General features: G+C 72.6%; 14 protein-coding genes. 5 read left to right on the top strand and 9 right to left on the bottom strand.

Annotated elements, in window-relative coordinates:
* Positions 1 to 9: 9 nt before the first annotated feature.
* Positions 10 to 756 carry a hypothetical protein gene (locus ACIHCX_RS12835; RefSeq protein WP_400028972.1) on the bottom strand — a complete coding sequence of 249 codons (747 nt, stop codon included), beginning with the start codon at positions 754 to 756 and terminating at the stop codon, positions 10 to 12.
* A 247-nt stretch (positions 757 to 1,003) separates the two neighbouring features.
* Here ACIHCX_RS12835 and ACIHCX_RS12830 point away from each other — a divergent pair, with 247 nt between their 5' ends.
* From ACIHCX_RS12830 to ACIHCX_RS12820, 3 genes are read left to right on the top strand one after another with little or no spacing between them, the layout of a single operon-like run.
* Complete coding sequence (locus tag ACIHCX_RS12830; protein WP_400028971.1) at positions 1,004 to 2,287, top strand: magnesium transporter MgtE N-terminal domain-containing protein; 1,284 nt, start codon at positions 1,004 to 1,006, stop codon at positions 2,285 to 2,287.
* Positions 2,277 to 2,873, top strand: coding sequence for a DUF1003 domain-containing protein (locus ACIHCX_RS12825; RefSeq protein WP_400028970.1), 597 nt, complete (start codon positions 2,277 to 2,279; stop codon positions 2,871 to 2,873). The genes ACIHCX_RS12830 and ACIHCX_RS12825 overlap by 11 nt, the downstream gene beginning before the upstream one ends.
* 42 nt (positions 2,874 to 2,915) lie before the next feature.
* Positions 2,916 to 4,049, top strand: coding sequence for an Mrp/NBP35 family ATP-binding protein (locus ACIHCX_RS12820; RefSeq protein ID WP_400028969.1), 1,134 nt, complete (start codon positions 2,916 to 2,918; stop codon positions 4,047 to 4,049).
* 139 nt (positions 4,050 to 4,188) lie between these two features.
* Here the strand turns inward: ACIHCX_RS12820 and ACIHCX_RS12815 are convergent, their stop codons facing one another.
* The 5 genes from ACIHCX_RS12815 to sigE all read right to left on the bottom strand — a co-directional run bounded on the left by ACIHCX_RS12815 (position 4,189) and on the right by sigE (position 9,462).
* Positions 4,189 to 4,860, bottom strand: coding sequence for a hypothetical protein (locus ACIHCX_RS12815; RefSeq protein ID WP_400028968.1), 672 nt, complete (start codon positions 4,858 to 4,860; stop codon positions 4,189 to 4,191).
* Positions 4,861 to 5,065: 205 nt separating this feature from the next.
* On the bottom strand, positions 5,066 to 5,542 hold the full coding sequence (locus ACIHCX_RS12810; RefSeq protein ID WP_400028967.1) for a sec-independent translocase: 477 nt from the start codon (positions 5,540 to 5,542) through the stop codon (positions 5,066 to 5,068).
* Between the two features lie 177 nt (positions 5,543 to 5,719).
* A complete protein-coding gene (locus ACIHCX_RS12805; RefSeq protein ID WP_400028966.1) occupies positions 5,720 to 7,699 on the bottom strand; it encodes a trypsin-like peptidase domain-containing protein in 1,980 nt (659 codons plus the stop codon).
* 111 nt (positions 7,700 to 7,810) lie between these two features.
* Positions 7,811 to 8,764, bottom strand: coding sequence for a zf-HC2 domain-containing protein (locus ACIHCX_RS12800; RefSeq protein WP_400028965.1), 954 nt, complete (start codon positions 8,762 to 8,764; stop codon positions 7,811 to 7,813).
* Complete coding sequence (sigE, locus tag ACIHCX_RS12795) at positions 8,761 to 9,462, bottom strand: RNA polymerase sigma factor SigE (protein WP_400029228.1); 702 nt, start codon at positions 9,460 to 9,462, stop codon at positions 8,761 to 8,763. Before sigE ends, ACIHCX_RS12800 begins: the two co-directional genes overlap by 4 nt.
* Before the next feature lie 246 nt (positions 9,463 to 9,708).
* On the opposite strand from sigE, the gene ACIHCX_RS12790 reads away from it, so the two are divergent.
* Positions 9,709 to 10,407 (top strand): O-methyltransferase, encoded by a 699-nt coding sequence (locus tag ACIHCX_RS12790; RefSeq protein WP_400029227.1) that lies wholly within the window; start codon positions 9,709 to 9,711, stop codon positions 10,405 to 10,407.
* Positions 10,408 to 10,506: 99 nt separating this feature from the next.
* Here the strand turns inward: ACIHCX_RS12790 and ACIHCX_RS12785 are convergent, their stop codons facing one another.
* Positions 10,507 to 10,674 carry a DUF3117 domain-containing protein gene (locus ACIHCX_RS12785; RefSeq protein WP_003966491.1) on the bottom strand — a complete coding sequence of 56 codons (168 nt, stop codon included), beginning with the start codon at positions 10,672 to 10,674 and terminating at the stop codon, positions 10,507 to 10,509.
* A gap of 397 nt (positions 10,675 to 11,071) precedes the next feature.
* Between ACIHCX_RS12785 and ACIHCX_RS12780 the strand changes: the two genes are divergently transcribed.
* Positions 11,072 to 11,875, top strand: a complete 804-nt coding sequence (locus tag ACIHCX_RS12780; RefSeq protein WP_400028964.1) for an enoyl-CoA hydratase/isomerase family protein — start codon at positions 11,072 to 11,074, stop codon at positions 11,873 to 11,875.
* Positions 11,876 to 11,915: 40 nt separating this feature from the next.
* Here ACIHCX_RS12780 and ACIHCX_RS12775 read toward each other — a convergent pair whose 3' ends face one another.
* Positions 11,916 to 12,500: a DNA-3-methyladenine glycosylase I gene (locus ACIHCX_RS12775; protein ID WP_400029226.1), complete on the bottom strand. Its 585-nt coding sequence runs from the start codon at positions 12,498 to 12,500 to the stop codon at positions 11,916 to 11,918.
* Between the two features lie 11 nt (positions 12,501 to 12,511).
* On the bottom strand, positions 12,512 to 12,865 hold the full coding sequence (locus ACIHCX_RS12770) for a DivIVA domain-containing protein (protein ID WP_400028963.1): 354 nt from the start codon (positions 12,863 to 12,865) through the stop codon (positions 12,512 to 12,514).
* Positions 12,866 to 12,972 lie beyond the last annotated feature (107 nt).

Genomic DNA, 12,972 nt, shown 5'->3' with positions numbered 1-12,972 from the left:
CCGTCCCACTCAGGACGTCGGCAGCTGCTTGCCGTAGTCGACCGTCTCGCTCTTCTCCGGCTGGGCCAGGGAGAAGTTCTTGCCCCAGTCCGAGAAGGTCAGCGTGCCCGCGTCGCCCGCGCGCACCAGGCGCAGCGGGTAGGGGGTGCCCACCAGGGAGACGTCCAGGATGCCGCCGGTGCCCTCGCCGCCGCTGATGCGTATCGTGCGGACGCCCGCCTGCTCGTGGTGCCCGTCGGTGGCCAGCGTGCCGTGCAGCGTCAGCAGGCCGTCCAGGAGGACGTCCTTGTGCGTGAAGCCGCTGAACCGCTGGTACGCGGGGTCGCCCTGCGGCACCTTCACGTACTTGCCGTCCAGTTTGTCGGCGGCCCCGGTGGCCTTGCCGCTGCTGTCGACCTGACCCCAGAACTCGGCGTTCGCCTTCAGGTACAGCTGCTCCCCGACCCGCAGCAGCCCGAAGGTCACCCCCTGCGAGGTGACCGAGCCGGAGCCGCCCTCGTCCTTCAGGCGCATGTCGAGCCGGTACGTACGGCCGTTGCTGACCACGTTCCCGGACAGATGCACGGTGTCCGCGGAGGCGGCCGCCGCCTTCGTCTTCGCCTGGATCGTGTCGGCCGGCAGTTTGCCGACCCCGTTGGTCCCCGCGTCCGGATCCTCTTCGGAACACCCCGTCAGGCCCGCGCCCGCGACGACCAGAGCACACAGCGCGCTCGTCAGCGCGGCCCGGCGGGTACGGCCCTGGGGAATCACGGTCACAGGGGGAGCGCCTTTCTGACGGGTGTCCTCAAGCGGCGTACGGCAGCGTACCGGTGCCGCGCACGCCCGGCGGACCCGGCTCTTCCGGATCCTCACCAGGGCGTATCCGAGGTGGACGGGCTAGCCTGAAGCGCACCTGAGCGGGCATTTGGGAAAAGAGACCCGGCACAGACGACACGCACCACACAGCCGCGCACAGCACCACACAGCACCACGCACCACACAGCCGCGCAAAGGAGGCGCAGCCATGGCAGCGGGCGCCCCCCGGATCTTCGTCTCGCACCTCTCCCAGGTCGCCGTCTTCGACCCGGCGGGCGACCAGGTGGGCCGCGTGCGCGATCTGGTCGTCATGCTGCGCGTCGGTCGGCGGCCGCCCCGCCTGCTCGGGCTGGTCGTCGAACTCGCCACCCGGCGCCGCATCTTCCTGCCCATGACCCGGGTGACCGGCATCGACTCGGGCCAGGTCATCACCACCGGCGTGCTCAACGTCCGACGCTTCGAGCAGCGGCCCACCGAACGTCTCGTCTTCGGCGAGCTGCTCGACCGGCGGGTGACCCTCACGGAGACCGGCGAGGAGGTCACGGTCCTGGACATGTCGGTGCGGCAGCTGCCCGCGCGCCGGGACTGGGAGGTCGACCGCGTCTTCGTCCGCAAGGGCGGAAAGGGCGGCGCGTTCCGTCGCAACCGGGGAGAGGCCCTGACCGTGGAGTGGTCCGCGGTCACCGGCTTCTCGCTGGAGGAGCAGGGGCAGGGCGCGGAGAGCCTGCTCGCCACCTTCGAGCAGCTGCGCCCCGCCGACCTGGCCAACGTGCTGCACCACCTGTCCGCCAAGCGGCGCGCCGAGGTCGCCGCCGCGCTGGACGACGACCGGCTCGCCGACGTCCTCGAAGAGCTCCCGGAGGACGACCAGATCGAGATCCTCGGCAAGCTGAAGGACGAGCGCGCGGCCGACGTGCTGGAGGCGATGGACCCGGACGACGCCGCCGACCTGCTCGCCGAGCTGCCCACGGAGGAGCGGGAGCGGCTGCTGGGGCTGATGCAGCCCGCCGACGCGGCCGACATGCGCCGGCTGATGTCGTACGAGGAGCACACCGCGGGGGGCCTGATGACGACCGAACCGGTCGTGCTGCGCCCGGACGCGACCGTCGCCGACGCCCTGGCCCGGGTCCGCAACCCCGACCTCTCCCCCGCGCTGGCCGCCCAGGTCTACGTCTGCCGCCCGCCCGACGAGACCCCGACCGGGAAGTACCTGGGCGCGGTGCACTTCCAGCGGCTGCTCCGCGACCCGCCCTACACCCTCGTGGGCTCGATCCTCGACGACGACCTGCAACCCCTCGCCCCCGACGCCACGCTGCCGGTCGTCGCCGGGTTCTTCGCGACCTACGACATGGTGGCCGCGCCCGTCGTCGACGAGTCAGGATCGCTGCTCGGCGCGGTCACCGTGGACGACGTCCTGGACCACATGCTGCCGGACGACTGGCGGGAGACGGAGTACGACCTGGACGAGGGGGCGGCGGCGCATGGCGGCTGAGCGAGAGGGCACCCGCGAGCGGCCGGTGGGGGCCACCGCCGCCGGGCGGCCGCGGGCCGGCCGCCTGGACCAGCCGCGCCCGCCCCGGCGCCGGCTGCTTCCGGAGTGGGACCCGGACGCCTTCGGGCGGCTGTCCGAGCGCATCGCGCGGTTCCTGGGCACCGGGCGGTTCATCGTCTGGATGACGGTGGTGATCGTCGTGTGGGTGCTGTGGAACGTGGTCGTGCCCCGGCATCTGCGGTTCGACGAGTACCCGTTCATCTTCCTGACCCTGGCCCTGTCCCTCCAGGCCTCCTACGCCGCCCCGCTGATCCTGCTGGCGCAGAACCGTCAGGACGACCGGGACCGGGTCAACCTCGAACAGGACCGCAAGCAGGACGAGCGGTCGATCGCCGACACCGAGTACCTGACCCGCGAGATCGCCGCGCTGCGCATGGGCCTGGGCGAGGTGGCGACCCGCGACTGGATGCGCTCGGAGCTCCAGGACCTGGTCAAGGAGCTGGAGGCACTGAGTGCCGACGGGCACGGCCGGCACGGGGTATTCCCGGCGGATCATCCGAGCACACGTGACATGGACGACCGGTGACGGGGTCCCTGGGCCGACAGGGGGCGCCGTACCATCGTCCTTATGGCTACGGAAGACGCGGTGCGCGCAGCTCTGGCGACGGTTGACGATCCCGAGATCCACCGGCCCATCACCGAGCTCGGCATGGTCAAATCGGTGGAGGTCGGCGCGGACGGAGCGGTCGCGGTCACCGTCTATCTGACGGTCTCCGGCTGCCCGATGCGCGAGACGATCACCCAGCGGGTGACCGACGCCGTCTCCCGCGTCGAGGGCGTCACCCGGGTCGACGTCACGCTCGACGTGATGAGCGACGAGCAGCGCCGCGAGCTGGCGACCGCGCTGCGCGGCGGCCAGACCGAGCGCGAGGTCCCGTTCGCCAAGCCCGGCAGCCTCACCCGCGTGTACGCGGTCGCCTCCGGCAAGGGCGGCGTCGGCAAGTCCTCGGTGACGGTGAACCTGGCGGCGGCGATGGCGGCCGACGGCCTGAAGGTGGGCGTGGTCGACGCCGACATCTACGGCCACAGCGTGCCGCGGATGCTGGGCGCGGACGGCCGCCCGACCCAGGTCGAGAACATGATCATGCCGCCGTCGGCGAACGGCGTGAAGGTCATCTCCATCGGCATGTTCACCCCGGGCAACGCGCCGGTCGTCTGGCGCGGCCCGATGCTGCACCGCGCGCTCCAGCAGTTCCTGGCGGACGTGTACTGGGGCGACCTGGACGTCCTCCTGCTGGACCTGCCGCCCGGCACCGGCGACATCGCGATCTCCGTGGCCCAGTTGGTGCCGAACGCCGAGATCCTGGTGGTGACGACGCCTCAGCAGGCGGCGGCCGAGGTGGCCGAGCGGGCGGGCTCCATCGCCGTCCAGACCCACCAGAAGATCGTCGGCGTGGTCGAGAACATGTCCGGCCTGCCCTGCCCGCACTGCGACGAGATGGTCGACGTCTTCGGCACGGGCGGCGGCCGCATGGTCGCCGAGGGCCTGACCCGCACCACCGGTGCCACGGTCCCGGTGCTCGGTTCCATCCCGATCGACGTCCGGCTGCGCGAGGGCGGCGACGAGGGCAAGCCGGTCGTGCTGACCGACCCGGACTCCCCCGCGGGCTCGGCCCTGCGGTCGATCGCCGACAAGCTCGCGGGCCGGCAGCGGGGCCTTGCGGGGCTGTCGCTGGGGATCACCCCGAAGAACAAGTTCTAGGGCCACTCGTTCGGATCAGGCCGGCTCAGGGGCTTACGGGGGCCGTCGCGGCCCGTGCAACGCCTGTTGCGCCCGTACGGTGGCAGGGGCGCCGTCCCGCGTGGACGGCGCCCCTGCATGCCGTGTGTGCCGCGTGGCGTCAGGCGTACGCGTTGATGTCCTTGATCATGGCGAAGCCGAGCCCGTACGCGCTCACGCCCCTGCCGTACGCCCCCACGTGGACCCCCTGGGAGGTCGAGCCGGCGAGCACCCAGCCGAACTCCGACTCCCGGTAGTAGAACGGCGTCGGGATGCCGTCCACGGGCAGGGAGAGCATGGACCACTCCGGTCCTGACAGGTCGTCGGCCAGCTCCCAGGCGGCCTCCGTCTGCTGCTCCAGCCAGTCGTCCCGCAGGGTGTGGTCCACCTGTCCGGGCCAGGTGAAGGACAGCAGGCCCACCGCGGCCAGCCAGGCCGCCGAGGAGACCGAGGTGGCCTCCAGCTGGCCCGTGCCGTCGGCGAGGCGCCGTACGGGCTGAGCGGCGACGGTGACGACGACCGTGAACCTCTCCTTGGGCTCGTCCGGCGCTCCGGACACGAACTCGTTGCGCACCGACGGCTCGTCGCCGTGCCCCGTCGCACCGTGCTCCACCGAACCGTCGGCCGAGGTGCCGACCTGCATCAGCCAGCGCGGCCCCGTGAAGGCCTCGTCGAGGCCGTACCAGGGAAAGGGCGCCAGCAGGTAGCCGTCGACCGTGCGCCGGGCGAAGGGGAACTGTGGTCCGCCCTCCGCGGGCGGCGCCTGCGCGCCTGCCCGACGTGTCGTCTCCATGTGCCGGAGGCCTCCTCGCTCTCGTCGAACCGGGGCGGCCCGCCCCCCTTCGGGCGTACTCGTCCGGTCCGCACAACAACTCGGCAGCATATCCATCCCGCTTCGGGCAGCCGGGAAACCGCCCGGCGCGTGGGTCGCGGGTCCAGCCGTTTCGTGCCGCGCACAGCCCTGCACGCGGCGTGAAACGCGTCACACGGGACGCGGCTCAGGTGGCGTCCATGTCGAACGGCGGACGCTCGTCCTGACCAGGGCTCTCGGGCTTCTTGGTCATGTCGATCCGGCCGCCGGCCGAGCCCGAGGAGCCCGTAGAACCCGAGGAGCTCGCGGAGGAGGATGCGGAGGACGCCGAGGAGTCGTACTCGTTGCCGTTCACCGCGTCCGTGACCTCGGCCATCTCCTTCTTCAGGTCGAAGCCGTTGCGGATCTCCTTCAGCCCCAGCTCGTCGTTGTCCAGCTGCTTGCGGATGAACGTCTTGGGGTTGAGGTCCTCGAACTCGAAGTCCTTGAATTCCGGGCCGAGTTCGTCGCGGATGTCCTGCTTGGCGCTCTCCGAGAACTCACGGATCTTCCGGATCGTGCGCGTCACGTCCTGGATGACCTTCGGGAGCTTTTCGGGACCGAAGACGAGCACGGCCACGATGATGATCGTCAGCAGCTCGAGCGGTCCTATGTCATTGAACACCTGAAGCTCCTTGCGATGTCCTCGGTCCTCGGCCCTCGGGTGGTCCGGTCTGTGTGGGGCTGTCCATGGTCCGGGCCGGATCCACGGTACCCGGCCCACGTGCCTGTCGGATACCGCCCCGAGGTGTCGGACTGCATGTACACGACGGATTTTCCGGCTCGTTCCACATGGTTTGTGTCAGTTGCTGTTCGAGGACCCGAGCACCAGGGAGACCTTCCGTGCCCTTCCGTCGCGTTCGACGGTCAACTCCAGACGGTCGCCGGGGCGATGGGCGCGGGTCTTGACGATCAGTTCCTCGCCCGAGTGGACGCGCTGGCCGTCCACCGCGGTGATGACGTCTCCGGCCGTGATGCCGGCCTTGGCGCCGGGACCTCCGGGGGTGACCGGGGGACCGCCGTCCGCGCCTTTCGCGCCGACCCTGACTCCGTCACCGGCGTAGTTCATGTCCAGGGTCACCCCGATCACCGGGTGGCTGGCCTTGCCGTGGTTGATCAGCTCCTCGGCGACGCGCCTGGCCTGGTTGACGGGGATGGCGAAGCCCAGGCCGATGGAACCGGCCTGGCCGGTCTGCGGGTCGGAGCCGGTGTCCGCGGAGCGGATGGCGGAGTTGATGCCGACGACCCGGCCGCGGGCGTCCAGGAGGGGGCCGCCGGAGTTGCCGGGGTTGATCGGGGCGTCGGTCTGGAGGGCGTCGACGTAGGACACGTCGCTGCCGTCGCCCTTCTCGCCGCCGGCCGTGATGGGGCGCTCCTTGGCGCTGATGATGCCGGAGGTGACGGTGTTGGCGAGGTCGAAGGGCGCGCCGATGGCGACGACCGGGTCGCCCACCTGCACGTTGTCGGAGTTGCCAAGGGGGATGGGGGTCAGGCCGCGCACGCCGCGGACCTGGACGACGGCGAGGTCGTAGCCGGTGTCCCGGCCGACGATCCTGGCCTTGGCGGTCTGGCCGCCGCTGAAGGTCACCGATATGTCGCCGCCGGAGGCGGCGTTCTCGACGACGTGGTTGTTGGTGAGGACGTGGCCGCGGTCGTCGAGCACGAACCCGGTGCCCGTGCCCTGCTCTCCGGAGCCGCTGACGTGCAGGGTTACCACGCTGGGCAGGGCCCGTGCGGCGATTCCGGCGACGCTGTCCGGGGCACGCCCGGCGGGCTCCTTCCCGGCCTGCGGCAACTCCACGGCACCCAGGCCGCCGTTGCGTTCGACGTACGCCCCGGCGAGCCCGCCGAGGGCTCCGGACACCAGCGCCAGCACCACGGCCCCGCCGACCAGGGCCCGGGTGACCCGCCTGTGCCGCTGCTCGACGCTGAGCACGCCGGCCCCGGTCTGCTGCAACGGCGCCGCGGCCCGACCGGCGCCCCAGGGGTCGTAGCGCCCCCAGGGGTCGGCGGAGGCAGCCCCGGCACCGGGGGCGGGGGCGGGCGAGCTGTACGCCGGATCGCCCCCGCCGGGCGCCCCCTGCGGCACGCCCGCCGGCCTGGCGTCCGCGGGAGGCGCCCCCTGCGGTGCGGCGGCCCGGGCCTGCGGAGGCGCGGGCGGGCCGGAGGGCGCGGGCTGCGAGGGAGCCGGGGCTCCCGGCGGCGTCGCCGGGGGTGCCGCACCGTAGGGCGGCTGGTCGTCGGCGGCGGGCGTGCCCTGGGGAGCGCCGGCCGGGGCGGTGGCAGGGGCCGGGCTGCCGGAGGGGAGCGCGGGCGTGCCGTGCACGGGCGTCACCGCCGGGTGCTGCACCGGCGGTGCGGGTGCCCAGGGGCCCGGCTCACCGTACGGAGGGGTGCTGTAGGGATCGGGGTCGTGCAACGGCCTGGGACGCCCGACGGTGGCGTCAACGGGCCGGTCGTCGCCGACCCCGGCATCGGAATCCCAGGCCGCGGGATCGGTGGTGTTCTCCGGCTCGGCGGGCGCCCGGAAGGGCTGGGCCAGTTCGAAGTCGCCCGTGCCGGGGGCGGCGCCGGAGGTCTGGCGGGGGCGGTCGAGTGCGTAGTCGCCGTCTGCGTCCGCTCGCGCGGGCACCGCGGCCTGTGGCTCGGCGCCCACGGACCCACCGGTTGCCGCACCCTCGGCCGGGTCGGCTCCTGGTGCGCCCTCCGGCCGCTCGTCCACAGGGACCGATCGGCTCCACCATCTCGGGCGGGCGGACTTGGTGGGCTTGCCCTCGTTCATGTTCTCCCCACAGCGGGTCGCGGCACGGCGTCCACTCCGCGCCCCGACCGGTGTCATGGGCGCGACCACTGTGGATTCAACCAGGTTCCCGGGCCGCGGCGCAGGGCCCGGTCAGCGCGCGGTGCGGAAGGAGGCGGTGGGGGAAGGCGCGGTGAGCAGGCCCGGGGTCGTGGCCCCCGGGTCGGCGGACCACGAGGTCAGGGAGATCGGCGGGGTCGCGGTGAGCGGGCGTATCAGCGGGGACATGACGGCCGCACCTGCGACCACCGGCGTGGTCAGCGGATGCATGGCGTCCGGTGGCTGCCCGCCGGGCGGCACCGCCCCCGGCAGCAGCGGTGCGGCCGGCGTCGTCGAGGCCGACTGCGCCGGGCCCGACGACCGCTGCCCCTGTGCCGACTGCTGCGGCGCGGCCGACTGGCGGCGCCGCGCGGTGTCGGAGGCCGGCGCCACGCCCGTACCCGCCGGAGTCACGTTGCTGCCGTTGCCGGAGCCGCCGCGCGCGTCCGCGACGGTGTCACCCGCCGAGCCGGTGGTCACCCCGCCCAGGGCGACGGCGGCCAGCGACACCGCCCCGGCGGCGACGAACGCGAAGCGCAGCCCGCGCGAGGCGGACCGCTCACTGTCCGGACGGCCCACGGGGTGGACCCGGAAGCCACGCTCCTGCGCGGGGGCGGCGGGATGCGGCCCGGCCGGCACGTAACCGAACTCGAACTGCTCGCCGCGCGGCACCCCGAACACCCCGGAGCCCGCGGACAGGCCTCCGGGAAGCCCTCCCCCGCCCAGCGGAGAGCCGCCGTCGCCACCGCCGCCCGTACCACCCCCGGGAAGGCCCTGGAGGCGGGCCAGGAAGCTCTCGGAGGGCGGGGGCGGGGCCACTTGCGCGAAGACGTTCTTCAGACGGCGCTGCGCGTCCACCTCCGTCTTGCACTTCGGACAGGTGGCCACGTGCGCCAGGACACGCTCACGCATGTCGTGACCGAGCTCGCCGTCCACGAGGGCGGCGAGCCGGTCTCCCAGGTGCTGTTCCGCGAGGCGCCCCGCGGGGTTCGGTCGTGATCCACTCACGCGGGAGCGCCCCCTCCTCCCAGCACGGGGACCGGGGCCACGAAGCCGCGGCGCTCGGCCCGGGCCTGCGGCGAGCGGTGCGCGAGGGCCTTGCGCAGCTGCGAACGCCCGCGGTGGATGCGGGAGCGCACCGTACCGAGCTTGACGCCCAGGGTGGCGGCGATCTCCTCGTACGACAGTCCTTCGATGTCGCACAGGACGACCGCGGCGCGGAACTCGGGCGCGAGGGTGTCCAGGGCCTGCTGGACGTCCGCGTCGAAGTGCGCGTCGTTGAAGAGCTGCTGCGGGGTGGGTTCCTTGCTGGCCAGCCGCTCGGCCGCGTCGTCGCCCAGCGCGTCGAAGCGGATGCGCTGCTTGCGGCGGACCATGTCCAGGAAGAGGTTCGTGGTGATGCGGTGCAGCCAGCCCTCGAACGTGCCCGGCGTGTAGGTCGACAGGGAGCGGAAGACGCGGACGAAGACCTCCTGGGTGAGGTCCTCGGCGTCGTGCTGGTTGCCGGTGAGGCGGTAGGCCAGGCGGTAGACGCGGCCGCTGTGCGTGCTGACGATCTCCTCCCAGGTGGGCGGAGTCCACGCCTGCCCGTCCGCGTCGGTCGAGAAGGTCGCGGTCTGGGCGGAATCGGCGGCGTGGCGCACGTCGGCAGCGGTGTCGGTCACGGATTTCGGCCTGCCCGCCGATCCGAGAAAGCGCCGCAGCACTCCTCCCCGATCCACAGGCGCAGCCGCACCTCCCCTGTCGGCTCTGGTGGTGTCCAGTGGAGCCCCTACCATAGCCACCTCGCCCGTTAGCTCCGGATAAGTAGTTTTACGAGAATTTGACACGTGCTGGCCCGGCTGGTGCGGCTGCGTCAGCACTTGCTCGGTGTCCCGATCCATCCCATACCCCCCGTCCGCACCACCGTCGCGTCCCACGTCTCTTCCTCACCCGTTCAAACGACCGGTCCCATCTGCGGGTTCCCGGCCCCAACGGATACAGTCACGCCCAGGCATCCATGGGGACAGGAGAGGGTCATTACCGGCAACCGGCAGACGAGCTGGGCGTTCGCCGACGCCTATGTCGCCGAGGACGACGCGCTGCACTGGGCCCGTGAGCGGGCCCGGGACGCGGGGTTGCGCTCGGTGTCGCCCGGCGCGGGCGCCGCGCTGCGGTTGCTGGCCGCCTCCGTGGACGCCAAGGCGGTCGCGGAGATCGGCACCGGCACCGGGGTCTCCGGGATCCACCTGCTGCACGGCATGCGTCCCGACGGGGTGCTGACCACCGTCGACCCCGAGCCGGAGCACCAGCAGTTCGCCCGCCAGGCGTTCCGGGCCGCGGGTTTCGCCGGCAACCGCGCCCGCTTCATCCCCGGTCGCGCCCTGGACGTACTGCCCCGGCTCGCCGACGCGGGGTACGACCTCGTGTTCTGCGACGGCGACCGGACGGAGTTCCCCGACTACCTCGCTGAATCGTTGCGCCTGCTGCGGCCGGGAGGCCTCGTCGCCTTCGAAGGCGTCTTCGCGCACGGGCGGACGGTGGACTCCGGACCGCAGCCGACGGAGGTCGTGCGGCTGCGGGAACTGCTGCGCACCGTGCGTGAGAGCCCCGACCTGACGCCGTCGCTGCTGCCGGTGGGAGACGGACTGCTGTGCGCCGTCAAGCGCTGAGCGCCCGCGTCATCCGCGTGTCGCACTTCCCCGCACAAACAGCGACCCCGACACCGCGTACGATGCCGGGGCAGCTCAAAGGGTATGGTCGCTTGCGCGTCAGCCGACGACCTTCTTGAGGGCGTCGCCGAGCGCGTCGGCCTCGTCAGGGGTCAGCTCGACGACGAGCCGCCCGCCGCCTTCGAGCGGAACGCGCATGACGATGCCCCGCCCCTCCTTGGTCACCTCGAGCGGGCCATCACCCGTCCGCGGCTTCATGGCCGCCATGCTCGTTCCCCTTCCTGAAACCCAGCTCATCGTCAAAGCCGACGGCCCACGAGGGGGCACGCGCACGACCCCTGCCCACAACGGCACAGGACACGCGACACCGGCATCGAACACATTGCTTCCAAGCCATTATCCCGCATCCCGGGACCCGATGACCAACATCGGTTGGCATCGCTTGAGCAACGCGCGCGAGCAAAACCACTCAATTCGGCGATGTGGCTGCGATACTGCGCCCCCACGCGTCCGTCCGCCGGCCGCGACGGCGCGGGATTTCTTTGACGCAGGTCACATGCCGGGTCCACGCCCCGGCCGGTGATCTCCGCCATGCTGTCCTCGGACCAGGACCGACCAGGACGTACCGAGCGGTACGTCGAGGCGACACCGGAGGGGATGCCCCATGGCCGACACCGTGCTCTACGAGGTGAGCGACGGACTCGCGACGATCACGCTGAACCGCCCCGAGGCGATGAACGCGCTGGACGTCGCCGCCAAGGTCGCCCTCCGGGAGGCGACCCGGGAGGCGGCGGACGACGGCGCCGTGCGCGCGGTGCTGCTGACCGCCGCCGGGGACCGGGCGTTCTGCGTGGGTCAGGACCTCAAGGAGCACATCGGGCTGCTGGCCGCCGACCGGGAGACCGGGTCCGGACAGACCATGAGCACCGTGCGGGAGCACTACAACCCGATCGTGCGGGCGCTGGCGGGGGCACGGAAGCCGGTGGTCGCCGCGGTGAACGGGGTCGCCGCCGGGGCGGGCTTCGGCTTCGCGCTCGCCGCGGACTACCGGATCGTGGCGGACACCGCGTCCTTCAACACCTCGTTCGCGGGGGTCGCGCTCACCGGGGACTCGGGCATCTCGTGGACCCTGCCGCGGGCCGTGGGCCCGGCCCGCGCCGCCGACCTGCTGCTCTTCCCGCGCCGCATCACCGCCCAGGAGGCTCACGACCTGGGCATCGCCAACCGGGTCGTGCCGGCCGCCGAGTTGCGCGCCGAGGCCGAGAAGGTGGCGCGGGCGCTGGCCGAGGGGCCGACGGTGGCGTACGCGGCGCTGAAGGAGGCGGTGGCCTACGGGTTGACGCACTCCCTGGAGGAGACCCTCCGCAAGGAGGAGGAGCTCCAGACCCGGGCGGGACAGTCCGAGGACCACGCGATCGCCGTACAGGCGTTCGTGAACAAGGAGAAGCCGACGTACCTGGGCCGCTGACGGCGGTGCGGGCCGGTGCGCCGCCCCCTGCCCGGCCGGGTCAGGGGCGGCGTGCCACGCAGTCCGCGAGGTGGTCGTCCACCAGGCCGCACGCCTGCATCAGGGCGTACGCCGTCGTCGGTCCGACGAAGCGCAGGCCGCGCTTCTTCAGGGCCTTCGACAGGGCCGTGGACTCGGGAGTGACAGCCGGGACGTCGGAGAGGGTTTTGGGCACCGGGCGGGCGGCGGGGTCGGGAGCGTGCGACCAGATGAGGGCGTCCAGCTCGCCCGGTGACCAGCCGGTGAGCTCGCGCGCGTTGGCCAGCGTCGCGTCGATCTTGGCGCGATTGCGGATGATGCCCGTGTCGGCGAGCAGCCGCTCGCGGTCGGCGTCGGTGAAGTCCGCGACCGCCGCGATCTTGAAGTCGGCGAAGGCGGCGCGGAAGCCGGCGCGGCGGCGCAGGATGGTGATCCAGGACAGGCCGGACTGGAACGCCTCCAGGGCGAGGCGTTCGAAGAGCGCGTCGTCGCCGTGGACCGGGCGGCCCCACTCCTCGTCGTGGTAGGCCACGTAATCCGCCGTGGACAGGGCCCACGGGCAGCGCAGGGCGCCGTCCGGACCGGCGACCGCGGCACCCGGCGTCATCGTGTCGTCCGTCACGGCCCCTCCTCCGGTTCGGGCTTGGCCAGGTCGACGTGGGCGGCGGCCCGTGCGCCGGCCAGCGCGGACTCCAGGTCGGCGATCCGCGCGTCGCGCTCGGCGAGTTCGGCGCCGAGACGGCCGAGGGCGTCGTCCACGTCCGCCATGCGGTAGCCCCGGGCGGTCAGCGGGAAGCGGAGGCTCTCCACGTCCGCGCGGTCCACCGGGCGGTCCGGTGGCAGCGCGTCCCGGAGCCGCTCGGGCGCCGCCTCGGGCAGCGGTCCGGTTCCCTCGCCGCCGCCCACCACCGCGAGGGTCACCGCGGCGACCACGACGGCGAGCGCGACGACCAGGAAGAAGAACATAACCATCGCTGGGTCCCCACGGAGTCTGTCGTAAGTGTCAGGGTCCGATCGTGCCATGCGAGGCTGACAGCTAGGGTCTTTCGTTTGGAACGGGCCGGATCAGGTGCGGTGCC

The sequence above is a fragment of the Streptomyces sp. NPDC052043 genome (assembly GCF_044548235.1).
Classification (GTDB): Bacteria; Actinomycetota; Actinomycetes; order Streptomycetales; family Streptomycetaceae; genus Streptomyces.
The sequence above is the reverse complement of the archived record's forward strand: the minus strand, read 5'-3'. Positions and strand labels throughout refer to the sequence as shown.